A 22,188-nucleotide genomic window follows, 5' to 3' on the forward strand; every position below is an offset into this window, starting at 1 on the left:
GGCGAACGAGGCTGACGCGCGTGCCCTCAGCCTCGCCCCGTGGAGCCCACACGCGGGCGGGGCCGCGCCGCCGATCGATACGGCCGACGCGACCCCACCCGCGGGTCGGAGATGGATCAGGCGCGTCGGATCCGGCGCCGCACGATGAGCGCGACCGCGCCGATCATCAGGAGCCCGACGGCGAGCAGCGGCACGACCAGGGGCAGTGGCGCGCCGCCGGTCGTGGCCAGCGCGGCAGCGCGGGATGCCGCGGTGACGGTGATCGGCGTCGACGCGGTCACCCCACTCGCCGCACCCGTGACGGCGATCGTGTGCGCCCCGGCGTGGGTGCTTGCCGGCACGGTGACGGTGGCCCCGATCGTGCCGTTCGCCGAGGCGACCGCGGTGCCGAGCTGCACCGGCGTCGAGTGCAGCTCGATCGTGACCGTCTCTCCGGGCTGGAAGCCCGCGCCCGTGATCGTGACTCTGCCGCCGGCGGTGACGGTCGTGTCGCCGAGAGAGACGACCGCGGTCGTCACGCCGGATGCCGTCGCCGTCCGCGTCTGCGGCGCGTAGCCGTCCTTCGAGCCGGTGACCTGAACGCTGAGCGTCTGTCCGACATCCGCGAAGCCCGCGGTGTAGGTGGTGGCCGTTGCATCCGGGATCGGGATGTTCCCGCGGAACCACTGGTAGGAGAGCGCGACCGGAGCCGGTGCCCAGTCGCCGGGCGTCACGGTCAGCGTCTGTCCGGCGGCCGGCGTTCCGCTGATCGCCGGTGTGCCGGCCGTCAGCGTGACTCCCACCGGTGTCGTGTTCACGAGGTGCAGCGCGCCGTTCTCGACCCGCAGCGCCGGGGTGTAGCCGGCGGGCAGCCCGTCGACCTGCACGCTGCCGAACGTCGTACTCGCACTGACTCCGTGGAAGGTGGCGACGACGGTGTCATCGGTGGGGACGACGCCGTTCGCGAACGAGATCTTCACGGCACCGGCGACCGACGCGGTGCCGTTCACGACGAGCGCCGGGGCCGGGCTGTCGACCGTCAGGTCGAGCGTGCTCGCGGACGAGAGGGTCAGGTCGCCGCCGACCTGCACCGGGGCGGACGACGTGTCGGCCAGGGTGCCGTCCGCGACCGAGACCGAGCCCGTGCCGAGAGCGTCGGCGGACGCCGCCGCCAGTGTGCCGCCATTGACCGTCGTCCCGCCGGTGAAGGAGTTGTCGCCGGTGAGCGTGAGCGCACCGGTGCCGGACTTGGTCAGCGAGCCGGAACCGGTGATGTCGTTGCGCCACGAGTCGGCCGCGCTGAATCCGCCCTGCGCGGCATCCATGTCGACGGACACATCCGTGGTGAACGCGCCGTAGCCGTCGGCGGCGGCGAAGAGGTTGAGGCGTCCCCATCCTTCTGCGTCATCGAGGAACGCGTAGCCGGAACCGAGCCCCGTGGTCTGCAGCACCCAGCGGCGCTGGTCGGCGCTGAGATACTGCAGGCGGGAGGCTAGCAGCACCTCCGCCCCCTTCGGCACGGTGACGGGAAGGGTCGTGTCACCCGTGCGGGGCAGCCCGTAGGTCAGCCGCTCGGTGTAGAGCTTCGCGTTCGCGTCGTGGTCCGCGTAGGCATCCGCACCCGCGCCCGGTGTGGCGAGCAGGGCCTCGGCGGCGGTGCGCGCCGCGCTCAGCTGCTCCGCGTTCTTCGGATCGTTCAGCGCGGCGGCGGCAACGGCGGTCGACAGGATGCGGCCTCCGATCACGTCTCCTGGCGAGTGCATGCCCGCCACGATGCGGCTGTTGCCGATCTCGGAGGCGCTGGTCAGCATGGCCTGGAAGCGCTCGGGCGCGGCATAGGCGAGTGCGAGCGACGCGAGGTAGGCCGCGTTGGTGTGACCGCTGGGGTAGCCGCCGTCGTTGAGCGCATTGGCGTCGGGCTGCTTGGCGGGAACGAGCGTGGGCAGAACCTGCACGTCGGAGCTCCAGCGGAACGGCCGCGCATAGTTGTAGTACGCCTTCGACGGGTTCGTCGACGCCGAGGAGCCGCGGAACACCTCGACGAGGGAGACCATCGCTCCGTACGTCGAGTTCTGATCCGCCCACGACCCCGACGCGTTGCCCGTGTCGTCATACTTCACGCTCGTCGCGTCCGCAGGGATCTGGTCGGGGATGCTGGTGCCGGCGTTCGTGCCGGCGCGGAACGCATCGGCCCACGGGCCGAGGCCCTGCACGGCGGAGTAGTTCTGATTGCGCCGGTCGTAGAGGTAGGCGGCCTGCGCCTGCGCGGCGGTGCGCGTCTGGGTGATCTCGGCGACCGTGGCGATGTTCGCGTCCAGCACGGTGTGGTTCAGGATCGTTCCGACACTCTCGGGCAGGAACTTGCCGTTCGCGTCGAACGCCGGCGTCGGCGGGACGGCGGGCGTCCAGTAGGCGAGCATCGGCGACAGCAGCCCGATCGCCGCGTTCGTCTCCGGCGTCTTGTTGTCGCTCGTGTTGGTCGTGTACGCGTCGACGTAGTACCGGCCCCACGCGTCGGGGTGCGCGGCGATCGGGTCGACCGGGTCGGCGTGCGCCGGCGCGGCGATGCCGACGGCGAGCAGCCCGGCGAGTGTGGAAGCGGTGAGGGCGGCTGCGCGGCGACGCCGCGAGGGGATGCGGGGCATGAGGGGTCTTCTCCAGGGGGTTCGCGGGCACGGCGCACGCCCTGCGATCACACCCCGGCGCAGTGACCGACACGCGGACTCCCGGTGAACGGAAGCGGTCCGATGTCGATGCGGGTGCCGCGCGTCACACCGGAGAAGGGGAGTGATCCCGTCGACGAGCACGTCGTACGGCGTAGAGAAGCTGTGGACGATTCCGCGCCACTGGGGAAACGTCAGAATCTCGCGCCCGTGGCGACGATGATCACACTGAGCAAGGCAGGGATAGCGGTGAGGCAGAGCGTGACGATCGACACAAGCATCGCCGCGACTCCGACTCTCGCCCCTCTCAATTCCGGCCGCGAGCGCAACCGAGATCGCGACGATATCGCCAGCGCGATGGCGACAACAGCAGCGGCTACCGCGAGAAGAGGGAGGGCGATGAGAGCCATCGACGCGACGGCGGCGACGAGCCCCAGAATCGCTCTACCGTCCACGGGGCCCCGCCGATGAAGAGCGGTTTCGCTTGTCTCATTCATATGAAGCCTCCCGTGGCAAGCCTATGCATGCCACGGGAGGCGCCCATTCCCAATCAGTAGGTGGTCGTCCAGGCCTGTGTTGCGTTGACCCGCAACGACAGATACAGATCTTCGCTGGAGAGGCCATTCCAAGACGTGAAGCGGGAGTACATGGTGACAACTGCCTCCTGCTGCGGTGTCGCGTTCGCCCGCACCGTGGTGAGGGTGGGTGCGGTCGCGGTCCCATAGTGAGCGACGACCTGCGCGTCGCGGGCATTGGAGATGCTCGCCCCGCTTGCCCAACGCGAATAGTCAGCGCGGAACTGAAGGCTCATAGTTCCGTTGCCGTTACTCACGAGGCAATTCGCGTAACTCGCGTACCCGCCGCCGCTGTAACTCGTGCAATCAGAAACCGCCCGTGTTCCCACTCCGCCCTCATTGACCTCTTCGACCGGCTTCTCGAAACCGGTCACGGAGATTGAACCGTCCTCGAACACGCTGACATACTCTGTCTGCTCGGCGGAATCTCTCTCATACGTCGTGACCGGCTCGGCGCCGCTCGTCATCGAGTCGAGGATCTCACCGGCAGCGAGCTGTTCGAGAAGTTCGTTCTGCGTCGCTTCGTCGACGCCGTACCGGTCGTAGAACTCCTCGAATGCTGCAGCGTCGGCGGTGGTGGGGCTGGTCGCACTGGCTGAGGTCGCACCCAGGAAAACCATGGCTCCCGCCGTGGCGACGGCCAAACAAGCTTTAGTGATCGTTCTCTTCTTCATCATCTGTGGTCTCCGCTCTTTATCAGTTGAAGTTCTGCTCGGACCATGCCTGCTGCCCGTTCACCTTGAGAGTGACAACGGTAGTGAAAGAGGTCGCGGTCGACGAGTATTGGGATGTCGCCGTCGCGCGAGCGGGGTCGCTCATGTTGCCGTTGCTGCGATCGATTCGCAACACCGGGGTCGTTGCTTGCCCGCCGATCGCGTAAGCGTACGGTGAACGCACCGCATTGATGATTCCTGCACCATTCGAGACTCTCGTGTAGTCGGCGCGGAACTCGACATCCAGATACACGCCGTTGGAACCGGTTACGGCGCAGTCGTAGTAATTCGCAAACCCGGACCCGCCGACGGAAGAACTACATGACCCGACACTCTTCGCCGTGGCGTCACCCGACGGTTCCGCGGCCTGAGGGGTCTCCAGCTTGGAAATGCTTATCGACCCGTCAGCGAATGTGTCCCGGGTGACAATCCAACCGGCTTCATCGCTGGTCGTGCTGCTTACCGGCTCTGTTCCCGTCATGGAGTCGGGAAGAACGCCGGAATTGAACTTCTCGATCAAATCCTGCGCTACGCCGGGTTCCACTCCATTGTCGACGTACCACGCGAATTGCTCGTCGTCCACCGTCGATTCGGCGGCCACCGCTGTGCCTGAAAATCCGACCGTGCACGCGAGCACCGTCGACCCGAGGATTGCGGCTATCGTCTTTTTTCGCATCATCACACTTTCCGTATATTCTCATCGCGTATGCATAGCGCTCGCATTGGAGGCGATCGCGGCAGCCACGATGCCATGGTGCTGCGGGGGGACCAAGGAACTCTCCGGAAATACCCAGGGTCATTGCACGGTCACGCAATTCTCGAGGGCATGTGCCTGCTGCGCACTCGATGTCTGGATGCTTCTGTACGTTGAGTGAAGGGCGCGAGACGAAGCGCCACCGCGTGACCGAGGCGAGGGAGCAGGGGATGCGGTACGACCTCAAGCGGGATCTCGGGGCGCTGTACAGGCCTCCGACGGGCCGGTTCGTCCAGGTCGATGTGCCGGAGATGCAATATCTCGCGATCGACGGGCACGGCGATCCCAACACGGAGCCTGCCTATCGGGCAGCGGTCGAGGCGCTGTACGTGTCGGCCTACCAGGTCCGTGGTGCGCTAAAGAGACGCACCGAGTCGGACTTCGTCGTCGGACCCCTCGAAGGACTGTGGTCGAGCGTTGACCCCACCACCTTCGTGCAGGGCAGGAAGAGCGACTGGGACTGGACCATGCTGATCCCGCTGCCGGCCCCCGTGAGCACGGAGGATGTCGCGGAGGGGCTCGCCGCCGCATCCGCGAAGAAGCCGGATCTGCCGCTCGTGACCAACCTCACGATGACCGAAGGCCTCTGCCTCCAGACACTTCACATCGGTTCTTACGACGACGAAGCGCCGGTGCTGGCGCACCTCCACGACGAGCTCATGCCGGAACTCGGTTTCACGTGGAACGGTCGGCACCACGAGATCTACCTCGGGGATCCGCGTCGCACGGCGCCGGAGAAGCTGCGGACGATCCTGCGCCAGCCGGTCGCGCCGTCCTGACGCGCGGGCGTTTCGACTCGTGACCCTCGTTCAACGACCGGCGGTCGCGGCATCCGCCACGCGTGCGGCGAAAGAGCGCGCCGCAGCCGTGAACTCCGGCGGGCCGAGCACGGTGAACGGCGCATCCAAACGCAGGACCCACGCGAGCACTCCGGCCCACGACCAGGACCCGATTCGGATGCGGCACGTGCCGTCCGAGACCGCGACGGCCTCCGCATCCGCGAGCCACGGCGCGGCATCGCGAAGCGCCAGCTCCACCAGGACCTCGCCGTACACGGGCCATCTCTCCGAATCGTCGGACCCCTTCGCTCGCGCAGAGAGGAACGCCGCCGCGTCCCCGTGAGGGATCGGACGTCGGACGAACTCCGCCCCGAGCGGGATCCGGGGCACCATCCGATCGAGGCGGAAGATGCGCCAGTCGTCGGCGTCGAGATCCCACGCGACGAGATACCACCGGCCGTCGCGGGCGACGACGGCGTGCGGCTCGACTCGGCGAGAGAGGTCGTCGCGGTAGTCGAAGCGCAGGATGCGCCGTCGCTCGGTCGCGGCGCTCACGGCCTCCAGCACGGCGGGGTCCACCGCACCCGATCCCGCCGCGTCGGTGAAACGGATGCCGTCGATCCGGTGTCGCAGCCGGGACGGCATGACCTGCCGCACGGTGGCGAGGGCGCGCGCGGCCGCTTCGGCCACATCCACACCCGTCGCGGGAGCGCTCTGGAGCGCGACGGCGATCGCGACAGCCTGCTCGTCGTCGAAGAGCAGCGGCGGCAGCTCGGATCCCGCGGCGAGCCGGTAACCGCCGTCCGGGCCCTTCGTGGCGTCGATCACGTATCCGAGCGCACGCAGCCGCTCGATGTCGCGCCGCACCGTGCGCGGGGTGACGTCCAGGCGTTCGGCGAGCACCCCGCCAGGCCAGTCGCGCCGGGCCTGCAACAGAGACAGCAGCGCGAGCATGCGGGACGACGTCGCGGACATGTCTTTATTCTCGCTCGAGAAGAGGACAGAAAGCGTCCTCTACGGCGCGGATCGTGGAGTTCGCGGCGCTCGCCGCATCCCATCGACCGAGGACACACCATGACGATCACGACCACCACCCACCTCAACTTCCGCGGCGCCGCACGCGAGGCGCTCGAGTTCTACCAGTCCGTCTTCGGCGGCCGGCTGATCGTGGCCACCTACGCAGAGATGGGCATGCCCGGCGATGCGCCCGGCGCCGACCGCATCGTCTTCGGCCAGCTCGAGAGCGCCGACGGGTTCCACGTCATGGCCTATGACATCCCGGGCCAGGATGCGGGCGCCGCGGACGCCGGAACGACCAGCCGCGCGAACGGCGTGACCCTGACCGATCGCACCTTCTTCCAGTCCGTGCGCGGCCAGTCCCTCGAGGAGATGGCGACGATCTGGGAGCGCTTGGCAGACGGCGCCGAGATCATCGAGCCGCTGGCCGCCTCCGCGTGGAGCCCCGGGTTCGGCATGCTCACCGACCGCTTCGGCGTGACCTGGGTCGTCGACGTGCAGGCGCCCTACGCCGGCTGATCGCGCGGCGGCGTTTCGTCTCGCGGAGCTCGCTCAACGACCAGAGCCGGGGTCGTCGGGTGAGTTCCGCGGTAAGCGATGACGGCCGGTGGAGTCCCGCAGGACGGCCTGATGCGCCCGGGATGAACACGATCCCTCTCGTAGGGTGAGCACGTGACGCTGCTGATGACCCTCACCTCCGGGCTGCTCTGGCTGACGGCGGGCAAGACGCGGCGGGACCTCTCGGGCAGCGCCTACCTGCAGAGCCTCGATCCAGCGCGCGCACCCGCACGCGTCCCGCGTGACGCGGCGCGCTGGGGCGAGATGACCGCACAGGAGATCGACGGCCGCCTCGTCCGACGGTGGCGACCCGTCGATCATGTCGCGGGCCGCGAGCTGATCTACTTTCCCGGCGGGGGATTCGTGAGCCCGCTCGCGACGGCGCACTGGTGGATCATCCGCCGGCTCATGACGCACACGCGCGCGGCCGTCACGATCGCCGACTACCCGCTCACCCCCGAGCACACGTACGAACAGGCGCGCGCCTTCGTCGATGCGGTCTACGCGCAGGTCGCCGACGACCCCGACACCACGCAGCTGTTCGTCGCCGGGGACTCCGCGGGCGGCAACATCGCCCTCTCCCTGGCGCTGCGCGTGCGCGACGAGAAGCGTAGGCCGATCGACGGCCTCATCCTGCTCGCCCCGTGGGTCGACCCGACGATGCGCAATCCGGAGGCGGCGCGGCTTCAGCGCCGCGATCCGTCGCTGCGCTGCGCGGGCCTGCGGGCGGCCGGTATCGCGTGGGCGGGGAGCCTGCCGACCGACGACCCGCAGATCAGCCCTCTCTTCGACTCTCTCGCCGATCTGCCGCCGACTCTCCTCTTCCAAGGCGGGCGCGACATCTTTCTCGCCGACTCGCAGCTCTTCGCCGCGAAGGCGAAGCGGGCGGGCAGCCGCGTGCGACTGGTCATCGCCCCCGACGGCTTCCATGTCTACCCGGGCGCCTACTGGACGAAGGAAGGGCGCGACGCCTACGAGCTAGCCACCCGCTTCGCCGACGACCCGGTCGGCGTGAGCGGGCGCTAGATTCTCGCCATGGCGGATTCGGACGAACGCTTCGCGGCGATCCGCGCCGCGGAGACCGCCCTGCTCTCGAGCGAGATCCGCGGTGATCGGGATGCGGCGGCGAGACTGCTGCATCCCGACTTCACCGAGATCGGGCGCTCCGGACGCCACTGGACGCGAGCGGAGATCCTTGAGGCGCTCGCCTCGGAACCGGTTCGGGGTACCCCGTCCACTGACGAGTGGCGGTTCGTCGACGTCGCACCGGGCACGGTCCTCGTGACGTATCGCCTGCGCGCGGCGACGACCGTCAGTCGACACTCGTCCCTGTGGACGCTGACCGCACAAGGCCCGCGCATGCTCTTCCACCAGGGCACCATCGTGCCGGAGAGCTGACGCGCGATCACTCCTTCTCGGTGTCGTCGGCCCCGTCGGTCTCCTCGGAATCTCCGCCCTTCAGCGTCATCCCGATGACGAAGAAGCTCATCGCGAGCACGAAGAAGGGCAGCGCGAGGGCGATGTTGTCCATCGTGAGCCAGAACGTGACCGCGATCGCGAGGAACGGGATCGCCACGGCCAGGTACGTCGAGTTCCAGGACTGCTTCCGGTCGCTCATGTCGCGAGCCTACGAGCGCTCCACCGCCCTGCGGATCCCCCTCGCGACGGAGAACGCGCCCTTCTCACGGCCCGCGCCGGATCGCTCCGCCGACGCCGGTGCCTACGCTCGTCGGCGGTGCACCCCTTCTACGATCCGACCCTGACCTACGAGCAGAACTATGCGCGCGGGCCGTTCGGCGCATTCGCCGATCCGGTGGCGGATGCGGCGCCTCCATCCCTCGGGAGCACTTTCGTCGGCCGGTCGGTCGGCATCCCGTTCGGCATCCCCGCCGGCCCCCTGCTGAACGCCCGCTTCGTGGCGGCGGCTTTCGCGCACGGCTACGACCTCGCCGTCTACAAGACGGTGCGCACGCGCGCGCACCCGAGCAACCCGTATCCGAACGTGCTTGCCGTGCACGTCGACGGCGACCTCTCCCCGGATGCCGGTGCCGTCCGCGCGGACGGCGACTTCACCGAGCCCCTGTCGATCAGCAACTCGTTCGGGGTGCCCTCGCGGGATCCAGACATCTGGCAGCCCGACATGGCCGCGGCCGTCGCCGCCGCGGGGGACGGTCAACTGCTCGTCGGCAGCTTCCAGGGCACGCGCGGTTCCGCCGGCGAGCTGGCGCTCGTCGCCGATCACCTCCGCGCCGCCCGGCTCGTGGTCGAGACCGGCGCCCCGGTGCTCGAGCTCAATCTGTCCTGCCCGAACGAGGGCGCCGCGTCCCTGCTCTGCTTCGACACTCCGCGCGCGCGCCGCATCCTCGCGGTCGTGAAAGACGAGATCGGTGACATCCCGTTGCTCGTCAAGCTCGCGTACTTCGAGGCGGATGCGGACCTCGAACGCTTCGTCGACGCGACCGCGGAGTTCGTGGCGGGCTACGCCGCGGTCAACACGATTCCCGCCCGGCTCGTGACCGCATCCGGAGCGCCCGCGCTCGGTGCCGGACGCGAGAGCGCCGGCGTGTGCGGCGCCGCCATCTGGTGGGCGGGGCTCGAGATGACCCGCCGGCTCGCCCGCATCCGCACGCTGCGTGACGCCGACTTCGCGATCGTGGGCACCGGCGGCGTGGCGAGCGCGGCCGACTATCTGGCGTACCGCGCGGAGGGAGCGGATGCGGTCATGAGCGCCACGGGTGCGATGTGGCATCCGGAGTTGGCGCGCGAGGTCGCGCGGGTCGTCGCGGCGGGCTGACCGGCGGCAGCCGGCGCCCGGTCCGGGCGCCGCGCTCGGACGTCGGAGGATCGGCCTCCGGTCGGAGGTTCGGGCCGGAATCCTCCGACATCGGGCCGAATCTCCGACGGGAGCCGAGGGGGGCGACAACCGGCACAGGAACCCCTCGGAAGTATCACGCGGGCGATACTTGCGGGGGATGCGGAGGCGGCGACCCGGTTCGTAGCGTCCAAGGGTGGACGTCGTCACCGATCTCATCCTCCAGGCCGCCGCCTCGCCGTGGCTGCTTCCGGTCATGTTCGCCGCGGCCGTGATCGACGGGTTCTTCCCGCCGATGCCCAGCGAGACCGTGCTCGTCGCTGCCGCGGCCGTGGCCGCAGCCACCGGCGACGTCCCCACGCTCGTCGCGCTGTGCCTCGTGGCCGCCCTCGGCGCCGCGATCGGCGACAACGTCGCGTACGCGATCGGCCGCAGAGTCGGCACGACCCGCTACGGCTGGATGCGGCGGCGACGCGTCGCGGCGGCCTTCGAACGGGCCCGTGCGGCCCTCACCACGCGCGGCGCCCCGCTCATCCTCGGCGCACGCTACGTCCCGGTCGGCCGGGTCGCGGTGAACATGTCGGCCGGAGCGCTGGGGTACCCGTGGCGCCGGTTCGCTCCGCTGAGCATCGTCGGCGGGATCAGCTGGGCGCTGTACAGCGTCGTCATCGGCACCCTCGCGGGGCAATGGCTCGGACATCAGCCGGTGCTGAGCGCCGTGATCGGCGTCGCGCTCGCCCTCGGGGTGGGGATCGTCATCGACCGCGTCGCCGCACTTCGTCGCCGCGCGCGCGAGATCCCCGAGACGATCGAGCCGGGGCCCGTGTCGGCCACACTGAGAGCATGACCGAGATCTCGCGCTCCGGCCCACGCTCGCGCTCGCAGATCCTCGGGCTCGTCGCGCTTGCCGTCACGGGCGTCGCCCTCTTCAGCACGCTGGTGCCGCTGCACGCCGTCTTCTACGGCACTCCGTTGCCGCTCGCGATGCTCCTGGGTGCGGGAGTGTGCGCGGCGCCGTGGATCTCGATCACCCGCCCACGCACCGCCATCGTGGTCTTCGGCGTGAGCGCGTTCATGCTCCCGCTGGTAGTGAGAGTGCCGCACGACGGCGCGTGGCCCTGGCCGTGGTCGGTGCCCGCGATGATCGCCTTCCTCGTGTTGGTCCTGGTGATCACGACCCTGCACGGCTGGCGTCTCGGGCGGTGGCCGTGGGCCATCGGCAACCTCGGTTCGCTCGTCGCGCCGCTGGTGATCACGGATGCGGCGCCCGCCGCCACCGCCAACCTCATCGTGACCGCGTCGATCTCCACCGCGGTGCTGCTGATCGGGGTGCTCCTGGCGGGCCGCATCCGGTTGAACGAGCAGCTGACCCGCGAGCGTGAGCTGACCGCATCCGAACAGTCCCGGCGCATGCTCGTCGAAGAGCGCACGCGCATCGCCCGCGAGCTGCACGACGTGCTCGCCCACAGCATGTCGGTGATCCAGGTGCAGGCCTCCACGGCCCGATACCGCCTCATCGATCTGTCCGACGAGACGGTGCAGGAGTTCGACGACATCGCCGCCTCGGCCCGTGCATCGCTGGGAGAGATGCGCCGGCTCCTGGGCGTGCTCCGCACCGAGGAGCAGACTCCCGAGCTCATGCCCCAGCAGGGGATGGCGGACATCCCCGGGCTCGTCGACAGCGTCCGTCGCGCGGGCGTGCAGGTGGGCTTGTCGCTCGCCGTCATGACGACCCCGCCGCCCGCGGGCGTGCAGATCGCCGTGTACCGCATCGTGCAGGAGGCGCTGAGCAACGCCGTGCGCCACGCCCCGGGGGCGAGTATCGAGGTCAGGGTCGAGGCGCGCGACGGGCAGGTCACGATCCGCGTGCACAACAGCACGTCCCCCGAGCAGCCGGTCGACGCCTCCGGAGCAGGTCACGGGCTCCGCGGCATCCGCGAACGCGTCGCACTGCTGGGCGGAACGGTCACCGTCGGCGCCGATCCCGCGGGAGGATGGACCGTGGCGGCGGCTCTGCCGACCGCCGGCGAGGAGACCCCATGAGCATCACCGTGCTGATCGCCGACGACCAGGCGATGGTGCGCGCGGGATTCGCCGCGCTCCTGGATGCCCAGGACGGCATCAGCGTCGTCGGTCAGGCGGCCGACGGTCAAGAGGCGGTCGCGCTCGCGGCGCGCCTCGACCCCGACGTGATCCTCATGGATGTGCGGATGCCGCAGCTCGACGGGATCGCGGCGACCCGCCGCATCCTCGGGCCCGCGTATCCCGCAGCCCACGTGCCGCGCATTCTGATGCTGACGACCTTCGACATCGACGACTACGTCTACGACGCCCTCCAGGCGGGAGCGAGCGGCTTCCTGCTCAAGGACGCACTGCCCGAGGAGCTCGTGCAGGCCGTCCGGGTCGTCGCCGCCGGAGACGCGTTGCTCTCGCCCCGCGTCACGCGCCGGCTGATCTCCCAGTTCGCCACCCAGAAACCGCGCGCGCCACGGGGCGGGGCGCAGCTGGCGGAGCTCACCGACCGAGAGCGCGAGGTGCTGGTGCTGCTCGCGAAGGGCATGTCGAACACCGAGATCGCGAGCGAGCTGTTCATCGCGGAGCAGACCGTGAAGACGCACGTCGGCAAGCTGCTCGGCAAGATCGGTGCACGCGATCGGGTGCAAGCCGTGATCTTCGCCTACGACGCGGGCCTCGCCGAGCCCGCATCCTGAATCTCACCCCGCGGTAGGGGGTACGACGACCCCTGGGTGTGATGCCCCACCCGCCGGGGCGTCCATAGCCTTCTCGAGACCCACTCGAGGAGGACGCATGGTCATCACGCTCACCGCACCGCGGACGCCGATCGCACCCGCCGCGGGCCGCGACACCGGGATCGATCTCGCACGCGCGATCTGCGTCGTCATCGTCGTCCTCCTCCACGCCGTCATGGTCGGCGTGACCGTCACTCCCGCAGGACCCGTCTTCGCGAACGCCGCCGAGGGAACCGCCTGGTTCGCGCCCTTGACATGGGTCGCGCAGATCATGCCTCTGTTCTTCGTCATCGGGGGCTACGCGGGTGCGCTCGCCTACCGGCGGATGCGCGGCACCGGCGGAACCGCGGGCGCGTTCGTCGCGGCACGCGTGCACCGCCTGCTCGTGCCCGCGCTTCTCACCTTCGCGGTCGTCGCCGTCGCGCTCGCCGCGCTGCTTGCCGCCGGCGTCGACGGCGAGCTCGTGCGCATCGCCGGCTTCCGATACGCGCAGCCGCTGTGGTTCCTCGCCGTCTTCCTGCTCTGCCAGGCGCTGCTTCCCGCGCTGCTCGCCGCCCACGAACGCGCGCCGCTGCGGACGATCCTCCTGCTGGTGGCTGCCGCCGGCGCCGTCGACGCGCTGCGCGCTGCCACCGGCATCGACGCCATCGGCATGCTCAACCTCGCGTTCGTGTGGCTGGCGCTGCAGCAGCTCGGCTTCGTCATGGCCGACGGCACGATCGACGCGCTGCGCCGGCGCACCCGCATCGTCATCGGCGTCGCCGCGGTCGCCGTGCTGGCGGCGAGCATGATCGGCGGCGTGTTCTCGGCGGATCTCTACGAGAACCTCAACCCGCCCACGACGGCACTGCTGCTGGTGGGGATCGCACAGACCGCGCTGCTCTCGCTCCTGCGGGCGCCGCTCGCGGCAGCGAGTCGGCGCCCGGCCGTGGCGGCGTTCACCGGGTTCGTGACGGCCCGCACCATGACCATCTACCTCTGGCACATGCCGGTGCTGCTCGCCATGGCGGGGGTGTCGGCGCTCGTCGCCCTCACCACCGGGCTCGCGCTGCCCGAGCCCTCGAGCCCCGCCTGGTGGCTCACCCGTCTGCCGTGGTTCGTCGTCGCGCTGTCGCTGACCGCAGCGGTGGCGTGGGCGCTCGCGGGCCTGGAACGGCGCCGGATGCCGCGGCCCACCGCATCCGTCGCCCGCATCTCTCACGCCGTGCTGCTCGGACTCGCGGCCATCGTCCTGCTGCTGGCGGCGGGAACGAGTGTGCTGACCGCGATCGCGGCGATCGCCCTCGGGCTCTGCGCTCTCGCCCGCATCCGCGGCGGCGCGCAGGGGTCGGCGCTGACTGCGGGCTGAGGCGCGCGTCGGGCGTCGGAGAAACGCGCTCCGGTCGGAGGATCCGGCGGGAATCCTCCGACATGCGCGCGAATCTCCGACCGGCGGGAGACCGGCGGTGACCGGCGGATGCGGGGGAGCCCCGTCAGGCGCCGCTGAACCAGAGCCAAGCGATGGGGGCGATCATGACGACGCCGAGCACGATCGAGGCGATCGACAGCCCGTAAGAGGTACCGCGGCGGGCGCCGACGACGGCCCCGACGGCACCCAGGAGCAGCACGAGGGCGCCGATGACGGCCAGCATCGGGATGAGCAGGATCCCCAGCCACCAGATCGGGTTCATGTCGGGGATGAAGCCGATGAGGAAGATGCCGACGGTCGGCAGGATGGCGATCGCCGCCATCGCGACGCCGGTCGTGCCCCACGCATCCAGCTTCGGTCTGCGGCGGCGGATCGGCTGCTCGGATGCGGTCACTTCTCCCCCTCGGTCGACTGCCCCGACAGTACCGGACCCACTTCGCCTGTCACAGATCGACGGCGTCGCGTCGATCTGTGACAGGCGAGCCGGGGTGGTGGGCCGGGGACGTCAGCCGATCGTGGTGCCGAACAGGCTGCCGACCGCGTAGGTCGCCGCGAGCGCGAGCGCGCCGCCGATCACGGTCCGCGCGATCGCTCGGGGGCGGTTCGCCCCGCCGATCCACGCCGCGACGTAGCCGGTCACGGCGAGGGCGATGAGCACCGCGATGAAGGTGAGGGCGATGCGCAGCGGATGCGGCGCGAGCAGGATCGTGGCCATCGGCAGCAGCGCACCGACCAAGAACGCGATGGCGGATGCGAGGGCTGCGTGCCACGGGCTCACCACGTCGTCGGCATCGATGTTGAGCTCGGCCGACAGGTGCGCCTTCAGTGCATCCTTCGCCGTGAGCTCGGTGGCGACACGGGTCGCCGTCTCCTCGCTGAGACCCTGCGCGCGATACAGCCCGACGAGCTCGTCGAACTCCTCCTCGGGCTGCTCTCGCAGCTTCCCGCGTCTCCTTCGCGATGAGTGCGCGCTCGGAGTCGCGCTGGCTCGACACCGACACGTACTCCCCGAGTGCCATCGAGATGGCGCCTCCGACGAGGGCCGCGGCGCCGGCGAGGAACACGGGGGCGACCTCCGAGGTCGCGCCTGCGACGCCGACCACGACGGCGGCGGTCGAGACGATCCCGTCGTTGGCTCCCAACACACCCGCCCGCAGCCAGTTCAGGCGCTGCGACAGACCCTGACGGTGCGGTTCGTCGGGATGTACCCCGTACGCGGCGGATGCGCTCACGCCGTCAGGCTATGCCCCGAGCGAAGCCGGCACCACGAAGGTTAGGCGGCGCTTGTGCCTCAGGCCGCGGCGCGACGCACGAGCTCGCGGAACGTCTTCTCCGCCGCCGGGGTCATCTCCAGCACGGCGAAGGATGTCGGCCACATCTCGCCGTCGTCGAGCGCCGCCGTCTCGTTGAAGCCGATCGAGCCGTAGCGGGTCTCGAACCTCGAGGCGGGCTGGTAGAACACCAGGACCTTGTCGTCCTTCGCGTAGGAGGGGAACCCGTACCAGGTCTTCGGAGCGAGCTCCGGTGCCTCCTCGGTGACGATCACGTGCAGTCGCTCGGCGATCTGACGGTCGCTGCCCGTCAGCGCATCGATGGCCTCGAGGCAGGCGTCGTACTCCTTGGCCCGCTTCGCGGCGCCCTTGACGCCCTTCATCTCCTTGAGCTCGGCGGCCCGCTGCTTCATGGCCTCGCGCTCCTGCGCGGAGAATCCTGTGCTCATGCCTGCTGCTCCTTGTTCTGCTGGATGCGGATGAGGTTGCCCGCGGGATCGCGGAACGCCGCATCCCGCAGTCCGTAGTCCTGCTCGATGGGTTCCTGCACGATATCTGCCCCGGAGGCCTCGACGCGCGCGAAGACGGCGTCGAGATCGTCGGTGGCGAGGTTGACGCCGAAGTAGCTGCCCTTGGCGATCAGCGCGAGCAGGAACTCCTGCTCCTCGTCGGTCAGATCGCGCCCCACGCTCGCCGGGTGCAGCACGATGGCGGTCGAGGGCTGACCGACGGGTCCGACGGTGATCCAGCGCATCTGCTCGAAGCCGACATCGAGTCGCACCTCGAACTCGAGCACGTCGCGGTAGAAGGCCAGCGACGCATCCGCATCGGTGTGCGGCAGGAAGCTGGAGTGAATCGTGATGTCCATGCCGCTCACGCTAGGGCGCCGGGCATCCGTCACGCTTCTCGATTCCTGACCGGACGCGTGAGGTGCTTGGCGATGCAGGGGAGCATCCCCTCGCGAAACGGCGGGTCCTGCGTGCGGTAGACGCTGGGAGGCACGCCGACCAGCTCGGTGAACCGCGTGCTGAAGGTGCCGAGCGAGGAGAAGCCGACCGCGAAGCAGATCTCGGTCACGCTCAGATCGCCGCGGCGCAGCAACGTCATCGATCTCTCGATGCGTCGGGTCATCAGGTACTGGTACGGCGACTCGCCGAACACGCGACGGAACTGTCTGCTGAAGTGACCGGCCGACATCGGGATGCTGCGCGCCAGCGCCTCGACGTCGAGCGGCTTCGCGTAGTCGCGATCCATGCGGTCGCGCGCTCGCCGCAGCTGCGCGATCGTCGCCAGATCCGGACCCTCGACGCGCGTCGCCACGAGGCGATCATGCCAGCCACTCAGCGGGCGCGGCTACGCACGGCGCCGGCGGCGCACAGAATGACCGCGGCTCCGCCGAGCACGGTCGCCCAGGTCAACGGTTCGCCCAGGATCAACGACGCCCACACGATCGAGAGCACCGGCTGAACCAGTTGCAGCTGGCTGACCCGCGTGATGGGCCCGATCGCGAGCCCGCGGTACCAGGCGAAGAAGCCGAGGAACATGCTCACCACCGCGAGATAGCCGAATGCCGCCCACTGGCCCGGCGTCGCCGTCGGCGGATCCGCGACGGCCGACACCGCCGTCAGCACCGCCATCACCGGAGCCGCCACCACGAGGGCCCACGAGATCGTCTGCCACGAGCCGAGCTCGCGCGCCAGCAGCGCCCCTTCCGCGTACCCGATCGCCGCCGACACGACCGCTCCGAGCAGCAGCAGGTCCGACCAGTGGAAGCCGCCCCATCCGCCGCCGATGACCGCGAACACCGTCGCGGCGACGGCGCCGGCTGCGGTGAGAAGCCAGTACGTCCGGCCGGGGCGCTCGCCGGCCCGCAGCACCGCGGCTACCGCGGTCGCGGCGGGCAGGAGCGCGATCACGACGGCGCCGTGGCTGGCCGGTGCCACCGTGAGCGCGTACGACGTGAGCAGCGGGAAGCCCGCGACGACGCCGCCGGCGACGACGACGAGCCGCATCCACTGTCCGCCGCGTGGGAGGTGCGACCGGGTCGCGGCCAGCGCGACGGCCGCGAGGGCGGCGGCCACGACCGCACGTCCCGCCCCGACGAACAGCGGAGACAGCGAGGTGACGGCGATGCGGGTGAAGATCACCGTAAACGAGAACGCCAGCACGCCGAGCGCTCCCCAGAGCAGTCCGGATGCGGCGGATCGCGTCATTCCCCGAGTCTGCCCGCGCGCGGCTCGTCGCCTCGGGGTCCAATCCGCAACGCGTGGCCGCCTGGTTCCCCGCGGGCGCCGCGGCTGCCAGCATGGCGGTATGGACGACGGCGCCTCCGACATCGCGGCCTACATCGACGGCTTCCCGCCGGAAGTCGCGGCGCGGATGCGGCTGATCCGCGTCGCGCTCCTGGATGCGGTGGGACCGGACGCCGAGGAACGGATGCGCTACGGCATCGCCGCGGTCATGCTCGGTGGGCGGTACGCCCTGCACTACGCCGGATGGAAGGCGCACATCGGCCTGTATCCCGTGCCGCCGCTCGCGGAAGCGCTCGAGAGCGAGGTCGCCCCGCTGCGCTCCGGCAAGGACTCGCTCGTCCTCCCGCACGCGCGGCAGCTGCCGATCGAGCTCATCTCGCGCATCGCCGCAGCGATCGTTTCGATGCGCCGAGAGGCGTGAGTCGAACTCAGGCCCGGGAGAACTCCGACGCCCGCGCGACCTGCTCCGGCGTGGGTGTGACGCCCGTGTAGCGCTCGAACTGTCGAGCCGCTTGGAGCGCGATGACCTCGGCGCCGGTGATGACCGCGACGCCGCGTTCGCGCGCGGCGCGGATGAGCGGGGTCTCGGACGGGAAGGCGACCACGTCGAACACACGCTGCGACGCCTCGATGTGCGCCGCGCTGAAGGCGAGCGCGTCCGCATCCGCCCCGTTCATGCCGAGCGGGGTCACATTCACGATGACCGCGTGCCCGGGCGCCGGATCCTCCGTGACCGCGCGGAAACCGTAACGCTCCGCGAGAGCCTCGCCCGCCTCGGCATTGCGGGCGACGACGGTGAGGTCGCGGAAGCCCGCGCCGTGGAACGCTGCCACGACCGCCTTCGCCATCCCGCCCGACCCCCGCACGAGCACGGATGCGGCGGGGTCGACGGCGTGCTCGGCGAGCAGCTGCGCGACGGCTTCGTAGTCGGTGTTCGACCCGGACAGCCGGCCACCGTCGTTCACGATCGTGTTCACCGAGTCGATCGCAGCGGCGGAGGGCTCGATCTCGTCCAGCAGGGGGATGACGGCCTCTTTGAAGGGCATCGACACGGAGCACCCGCGGATTCCCAGGGCGCGCACTCCGGTGATCGCCCCGGCGATGTCGTCGGTGGTGAACGCCTTGTAGACGAAGTTGAGGCCCAGTTCGTCGTAGAGGTAGTTGTGGAAGCGCGTCCCGATGTTCGAGGGGCGCCCGGCCAGCGAGATGCACAGGGTCATGTCCTTGTTGAGAATCGGCACACCTCATTGTGGCGCGTGGCGGCCGTCGTCGCCCGTTCACGGCGGGCTCCTCATCAGCACGACCTAGACTGGTGGTATCCGTTCCGCCGCCGTACCCACCCCACGAGTCGAGCCATGACCAGCAGTTCTTCCGCGCGCGCCTTCGAGCCGCGCCACGTTCAGTTGGTGCGAGCCCTCTTCGCGGCTGTTGCGGCCGTGATGATCACGTTTTCGCCCGACCACTCGGCCGCCGTGGGGCTCTCGGTGTTCAGCGGCTTCGCGATGGCGTCGGCGATCGTCTGGCTGCTCTCGGCATGGCTCGTGTACGGACCCGGTCAGCGCCGGTTGCCCATCCTGCTGGGTGCTCTCACCCTGATCGCCGGGGGAGTCTCCGGCATCCCGACGCTGCGCACGACGCTGGCCTTCTTCGTGATCGTGATCTCGTGGGCCCTGGTCACGGGCCTCGTCGAGGGTATTGCGGGCCTGCGGGCCCTTCGCGCCGCAGACCGCGGCAGCGCTGCTCGCTCCGAGGCGCGTGACGCGCTCACGGTCGGAATCGTGGGCGTGCTGCTCGCTCTCGGGACCCTTGCCGTCCAGCCCGCCTACGCGCTGCAGTACAGCATCGAAGAGGCCGGCTCCTTCACGCTCACCGGCATCACGATCGCTGTCGGACTCTTCGGCGGCTATGCGGCGATCGTCGCGGTCTACCTGGGGATCGCGGGCTTCTCCCCGCGCCGCGAGCCCGCCCCCGCGCCCGAGGAGGCGGCATGACAGACAAGCCCACCCGTCGCGACCTCATGAAGCCCGCTCAGCTGATCGGGCTCGCTCTCGCTGCCGCCGTCTTCGCCGGCGTCGTCACGCTCATCTCGATGGGCTTCTTCCAGAACCGGGTCGCCGGGCAGTCGGGCCATGCCCTCATGGTCGGCGGCATCGTCGCGGGGATCACCTTCATCGCGACGCTCGTGATCATCGCGCTGCTCATGCTCGCGGTCGACCCGGCGCAGGTGAACCGTACGGTCGATCGCGCGGTGCTGCTGCCCAAGGAGGAGTCCGAGGACGCATCCGGCGACGGCCCCGCATCCGACTCCGCCGACGGCGACGCCGCGCCCCGCGCCTAGCGCCCGTTCGCTCGGCCCGCTTCCGGCGCGTTCGCTCGGTCACTCTCCGCGAGACTGCATCTCTCGCACGAGATCACGGGTAATGACAGTGATCTCGTGCTCGAAGTGCATTCTCGGGGGAGGGGACGGGGAAAGAGGGGTAGGGGAGACCCAGGATCCGACGCGCCCTGCATCCGATCACCTCTGCGCCCCGGGCGCGGCAGCGGACCGCGAAACTGCATCTCTCGCACGAGATCACGGGTAATGACAGTGATCTCGTGCTCGAAATGCAGTCTCGCGGGGCGGATGGTGCGGTGCCATTTCCCCGGGTGCGGCCCGGATGCGGTGAGCCCCGCCCCGAGCGGGTCAGGAGCCGGCGACGAGGGAGGCGGCGAGGCCCGTGTAGGTGGCGGGCGTCAGGGCGAGCAGGCGCTCCTTCGCCGCGTCGCCGATGTCGAGTCCGCGCACGAACTCGGCGAGATCGGCGCCGCCGACGCGGTGCCCGCGGGTGAGCTCCTTCAGCAGCGCGTACGGGTCGGTGATCTGCGAGCGGCCTGCAACGACCTCGGCGCGGATGACGGTCTGGATGGCCTCGGCGAGCACCTCCCAGTTCGTGTCGAGGTCGGCCAGCAGCACCTCGCGCGAGAGCGAGATCTCGCCGAGCCCGCGCAGCAAGTTGTCGAGAGCGAGCAGCGAGTGACCGAACGCGACGCCGATGTTGCGCTGCGTGGTGGAGTCGGTGAGGTCGCGCTGCAGGCGGCTCGTGACCAGGGTTGCGGCCAGGGTCTGGAACAGCCCGCCCGCGATCTCGAGGTTCGCCTCCGCGTTCTCGAAGCGGATGGGGTTGATCTTGTGCGGCATGGTCGACGAACCGGTCGCGCCGGCCACGGGGATCTGCGCGAAGTAGCCGAGGGAGATGTAGGTCCACACGTCGGTCGCGAGGTTGTGCAGGATGCCGCCCGCGTGCCGCGCGCGGTCGTAGAGCTCGACCTGCCAGTCGTGCGACTCGATCTGGGTGGTGAGCTCGTTGAACCCGAGCCCCAGGCCCTCGACGAAGCCGCGGGAGATCTCGACCCAGTCCGCATCCGGATCGGCGGCGAGGTGCGCCGACCAGGTTCCGGTCGCGCCGGAGAACTTCGCGAGGTACTCGGAGGACTCCAGCTGGGCGCGCACCCGCTCCAGGCGCCACGCGAAGACTGCGATCTCCTTGCCCATCGTGGTGGGGGTCGCGGGCTGGCCGTGGGTGCGGGCGAGCATCGCCGCATCCGCCAGTTCGACCGACACGGCCCGCAGGCGCTCGATGACCTGCCGCAGCTTCGGCAGCCACACCTGCGTCACGGCGCGCTGGACGGTGAGGGCGTACGACGTCGAATTGACGTCCTCGCTGGTCAGGGCGAAGTGCGTGAGCTCGGCGATGCGGTCCAGCCCCAGGGCGGAGAGGCGGTCGCGCACGAGGTACTCGACGGCCTTCACGTCGTGGCGCGTGACCGCCTCGCGCTCGGCGAGCCAGTCGATCTCGGCCTGCCCGAAGTCGCGGTAGAGCGCCCGGAGGGAGTCCTTCTCGGCGTCCGTCAACGGCGACTGTCCGAACAGGCCCCGGTCGGTGAGGGTGATGAGCCACTCCACCTCGACCTCGACGCGGGCGCGGTTGAGCCCTGCTTCCGAGAGGAAGTCGCCGAGGGCGGAGACGGCGGCCTGGTAGCGACCGTCGAGGGGGCTGAGCGGCTGGGCGGGGAAGTTCGACACGGTACTCCGTCGAGGGCGGTGGGCCGCGCGGGTCATCCCGCGGAGCGGATGGCGGGTTCGAGTTGCCGGAAGAGCGCCCGGCACGCGCTCTCGATCATAGCGAGCACCTCGTCGAACGCCTCGGGGCCGGCGTAGTACGGGTCAGGGACGTCGAGGCTGTCGTCGGGCTGCGGGTCGAACGCGCGCAGCAGCACGACCTTGTCGGAATCGGTCTCCGACCGCGCCCACGCGCGCAGGTTCCGTTCGTGCGATCGATCCAGCGCGATGACCAGGTCGTTGCGCTCGTAATCCGCGAACTCGAACTGCCGGGCGCGGTGATGCCGGCCGTCGTAGCCGTGACGCTCCAGCGCCTCGACCGTGCGCGGATCGGCGGGCTCTCCGACGTGCCAATCCCCGGTGCCGGCGCTCGTGGACACCACGCGGTCACCGAGGCCCACCGACTCGGCGAACCAGCGGAAGACGATCTCGGCCATCGGGGATCGGCAGATGTTCCCGGTGCACACGAACACCACGCGGAACGGCGAGGACGTGGGCATGGGTCCATTGTGGTCCTGACGACCTCTCCTGCACAGCCACGATCTCGCGGCGAGCGAT

The 22,188-nt window shown here is 69.9% G+C and carries 25 protein-coding genes and 1 pseudogene; 12 read left to right on the plus strand and 14 right to left on the minus strand.

Features of this window, described 5'->3' with window-relative positions; genetic code table 11:
- Positions 1-116: 116 nt before the first annotated feature.
- From AC1VNH_RS11055 to AC1VNH_RS11065, 3 genes are all read right to left on the minus strand, one after another.
- The gene (locus AC1VNH_RS11055) at positions 117-2,624 is read right to left on the minus strand and encodes a phosphatase PAP2 family protein (RefSeq protein WP_483111412.1); all 2,508 of its coding nucleotides are present in this window, start codon (positions 2,622-2,624) and stop codon (positions 117-119) included.
- A gap of 568 nt (positions 2,625-3,192) precedes the next feature.
- Positions 3,193-3,894, minus strand: a complete 702-nt coding sequence (locus AC1VNH_RS11060; RefSeq protein ID WP_483111414.1) for a hypothetical protein — start codon at positions 3,892-3,894, stop codon at positions 3,193-3,195.
- Between the two features lie 19 nt (positions 3,895-3,913).
- The gene (locus AC1VNH_RS11065; protein ID WP_483111415.1) at positions 3,914-4,606 is read right to left on the minus strand and encodes a hypothetical protein; all 693 of its coding nucleotides are present in this window, start codon (positions 4,604-4,606) and stop codon (positions 3,914-3,916) included.
- 224 nt (positions 4,607-4,830) lie between these two features.
- Between AC1VNH_RS11065 and AC1VNH_RS11070 the strand changes: the two genes are divergently transcribed.
- Positions 4,831-5,463: a GyrI-like domain-containing protein gene (locus tag AC1VNH_RS11070; protein ID WP_483111416.1), complete on the plus strand. Its 633-nt coding sequence runs from the start codon at positions 4,831-4,833 to the stop codon at positions 5,461-5,463.
- A 30-nt stretch (positions 5,464-5,493) separates the two neighbouring features.
- Here AC1VNH_RS11070 and AC1VNH_RS11075 read toward each other — a convergent pair whose 3' ends face one another.
- Positions 5,494-6,438: a helix-turn-helix transcriptional regulator gene (locus tag AC1VNH_RS11075; RefSeq protein ID WP_483111417.1), complete on the minus strand. Its 945-nt coding sequence runs from the start codon at positions 6,436-6,438 to the stop codon at positions 5,494-5,496.
- A gap of 99 nt (positions 6,439-6,537) precedes the next feature.
- Here AC1VNH_RS11075 and AC1VNH_RS11080 point away from each other — a divergent pair, with 99 nt between their 5' ends.
- From AC1VNH_RS11080 to AC1VNH_RS11090, 3 genes are all read left to right on the plus strand, one after another.
- Positions 6,538-6,999 carry a VOC family protein gene (locus tag AC1VNH_RS11080; RefSeq protein ID WP_483111418.1) on the plus strand — a complete coding sequence of 154 codons (462 nt, stop codon included), beginning with the start codon at positions 6,538-6,540 and terminating at the stop codon, positions 6,997-6,999.
- 153 nt (positions 7,000-7,152) lie between these two features.
- A complete protein-coding gene (locus AC1VNH_RS11085; protein WP_483111420.1) occupies positions 7,153-8,064 on the plus strand; it encodes an alpha/beta hydrolase in 912 nt (303 codons plus the stop codon).
- A 9-nt stretch (positions 8,065-8,073) separates the two neighbouring features.
- A complete protein-coding gene (locus AC1VNH_RS11090; RefSeq protein ID WP_483111421.1) occupies positions 8,074-8,436 on the plus strand; it encodes a nuclear transport factor 2 family protein in 363 nt (120 codons plus the stop codon).
- A 7-nt stretch (positions 8,437-8,443) separates the two neighbouring features.
- Here AC1VNH_RS11090 and AC1VNH_RS11095 read toward each other — a convergent pair whose 3' ends face one another.
- The gene (locus tag AC1VNH_RS11095; RefSeq protein WP_483111423.1) at positions 8,444-8,656 is read right to left on the minus strand and encodes a hypothetical protein; all 213 of its coding nucleotides are present in this window, start codon (positions 8,654-8,656) and stop codon (positions 8,444-8,446) included.
- Between the two features lie 117 nt (positions 8,657-8,773).
- Between AC1VNH_RS11095 and AC1VNH_RS11100 the strand changes: the two genes are divergently transcribed.
- The 5 genes from AC1VNH_RS11100 (at position 8,774) to AC1VNH_RS11120 (ending at position 13,948) form a co-directional block, all read left to right on the plus strand.
- Positions 8,774-9,832, plus strand: a complete 1,059-nt coding sequence (locus AC1VNH_RS11100) for a beta/alpha barrel domain-containing protein (RefSeq protein WP_483111424.1) — start codon at positions 8,774-8,776, stop codon at positions 9,830-9,832.
- 214 nt (positions 9,833-10,046) lie between these two features.
- Positions 10,047-10,697, plus strand: coding sequence for a DedA family protein (locus AC1VNH_RS11105; protein ID WP_483111425.1), 651 nt, complete (start codon positions 10,047-10,049; stop codon positions 10,695-10,697).
- Entirely contained in the window at positions 10,694-11,893 is a 1,200-nt protein-coding gene (locus tag AC1VNH_RS11110) for a sensor histidine kinase (protein WP_483111427.1), read from the plus strand. Before AC1VNH_RS11105 ends, AC1VNH_RS11110 begins: the two co-directional genes overlap by 4 nt.
- A complete protein-coding gene (locus tag AC1VNH_RS11115) occupies positions 11,890-12,561 on the plus strand; it encodes a response regulator (protein WP_483111428.1) in 672 nt (223 codons plus the stop codon). Before AC1VNH_RS11110 ends, AC1VNH_RS11115 begins: the two co-directional genes overlap by 4 nt.
- A gap of 97 nt (positions 12,562-12,658) precedes the next feature.
- Positions 12,659-13,948 carry an acyltransferase family protein gene (locus AC1VNH_RS11120; RefSeq protein WP_483111429.1) on the plus strand — a complete coding sequence of 430 codons (1,290 nt, stop codon included), beginning with the start codon at positions 12,659-12,661 and terminating at the stop codon, positions 13,946-13,948.
- Positions 13,949-14,072: 124 nt separating this feature from the next.
- On the opposite strand, the gene AC1VNH_RS11125 is transcribed toward AC1VNH_RS11120, so the two are convergent.
- From AC1VNH_RS11125 to AC1VNH_RS11150, 6 genes and pseudogenes are all read right to left on the minus strand, one after another.
- Positions 14,073-14,402 (minus strand): hypothetical protein, encoded by a 330-nt coding sequence (locus tag AC1VNH_RS11125; protein WP_483111430.1) that lies wholly within the window; start codon positions 14,400-14,402, stop codon positions 14,073-14,075.
- Between the two features lie 111 nt (positions 14,403-14,513).
- Positions 14,514-15,240 (minus strand): annotated as a pseudogene (locus AC1VNH_RS11130) (VIT1/CCC1 transporter family protein).
- Between the two features lie 59 nt (positions 15,241-15,299).
- Positions 15,300-15,728 (minus strand): hypothetical protein, encoded by a 429-nt coding sequence (locus tag AC1VNH_RS11135; RefSeq protein ID WP_483111431.1) that lies wholly within the window; start codon positions 15,726-15,728, stop codon positions 15,300-15,302.
- Positions 15,725-16,147 (minus strand): VOC family protein, encoded by a 423-nt coding sequence (locus AC1VNH_RS11140; protein WP_483111432.1) that lies wholly within the window; start codon positions 16,145-16,147, stop codon positions 15,725-15,727. Before AC1VNH_RS11140 ends, AC1VNH_RS11135 begins: the two co-directional genes overlap by 4 nt.
- Before the next feature lie 29 nt (positions 16,148-16,176).
- The gene (locus tag AC1VNH_RS11145) at positions 16,177-16,599 is read right to left on the minus strand and encodes a helix-turn-helix transcriptional regulator (protein ID WP_483111433.1); all 423 of its coding nucleotides are present in this window, start codon (positions 16,597-16,599) and stop codon (positions 16,177-16,179) included.
- Positions 16,600-16,619: 20 nt separating this feature from the next.
- Positions 16,620-17,492 (minus strand): DMT family transporter, encoded by an 873-nt coding sequence (locus tag AC1VNH_RS11150; protein WP_483111434.1) that lies wholly within the window; start codon positions 17,490-17,492, stop codon positions 16,620-16,622.
- A 100-nt stretch (positions 17,493-17,592) separates the two neighbouring features.
- Here AC1VNH_RS11150 and AC1VNH_RS11155 point away from each other — a divergent pair, with 100 nt between their 5' ends.
- A complete protein-coding gene (locus AC1VNH_RS11155; RefSeq protein WP_483111436.1) occupies positions 17,593-17,952 on the plus strand; it encodes an iron chaperone in 360 nt (119 codons plus the stop codon).
- Between the two features lie 7 nt (positions 17,953-17,959).
- Here AC1VNH_RS11155 and AC1VNH_RS11160 read toward each other — a convergent pair whose 3' ends face one another.
- Positions 17,960-18,772, minus strand: a complete 813-nt coding sequence (locus tag AC1VNH_RS11160; RefSeq protein WP_483111438.1) for a shikimate 5-dehydrogenase — start codon at positions 18,770-18,772, stop codon at positions 17,960-17,962.
- 114 nt (positions 18,773-18,886) lie between these two features.
- Between AC1VNH_RS11160 and AC1VNH_RS11165 the strand changes: the two genes are divergently transcribed.
- Both AC1VNH_RS11165 and AC1VNH_RS11170 read left to right on the plus strand, forming a co-directional pair.
- Positions 18,887-19,522 carry an acyl-CoA synthetase gene (locus AC1VNH_RS11165; RefSeq protein WP_483111440.1) on the plus strand — a complete coding sequence of 212 codons (636 nt, stop codon included), beginning with the start codon at positions 18,887-18,889 and terminating at the stop codon, positions 19,520-19,522.
- Positions 19,519-19,869 carry an amino acid transporter gene (locus tag AC1VNH_RS11170; protein ID WP_483111442.1) on the plus strand — a complete coding sequence of 117 codons (351 nt, stop codon included), beginning with the start codon at positions 19,519-19,521 and terminating at the stop codon, positions 19,867-19,869. The genes AC1VNH_RS11165 and AC1VNH_RS11170 overlap by 4 nt, the downstream gene beginning before the upstream one ends.
- Positions 19,870-20,214: 345 nt before the next feature.
- Here AC1VNH_RS11170 and purB read toward each other — a convergent pair whose 3' ends face one another.
- Complete coding sequence (gene purB / locus AC1VNH_RS11175; RefSeq protein WP_483111444.1) at positions 20,215-21,630, minus strand: adenylosuccinate lyase; 1,416 nt, start codon at positions 21,628-21,630, stop codon at positions 20,215-20,217.
- Positions 21,627-22,130 carry a low molecular weight protein-tyrosine-phosphatase gene (locus tag AC1VNH_RS11180; protein ID WP_243226355.1) on the minus strand — a complete coding sequence of 168 codons (504 nt, stop codon included), beginning with the start codon at positions 22,128-22,130 and terminating at the stop codon, positions 21,627-21,629. Before AC1VNH_RS11180 ends, purB begins: the two co-directional genes overlap by 4 nt.
- Positions 22,131-22,188 lie beyond the last annotated feature (58 nt).

Source organism: Microbacterium sp. KU4F (assembly GCF_056868075.1).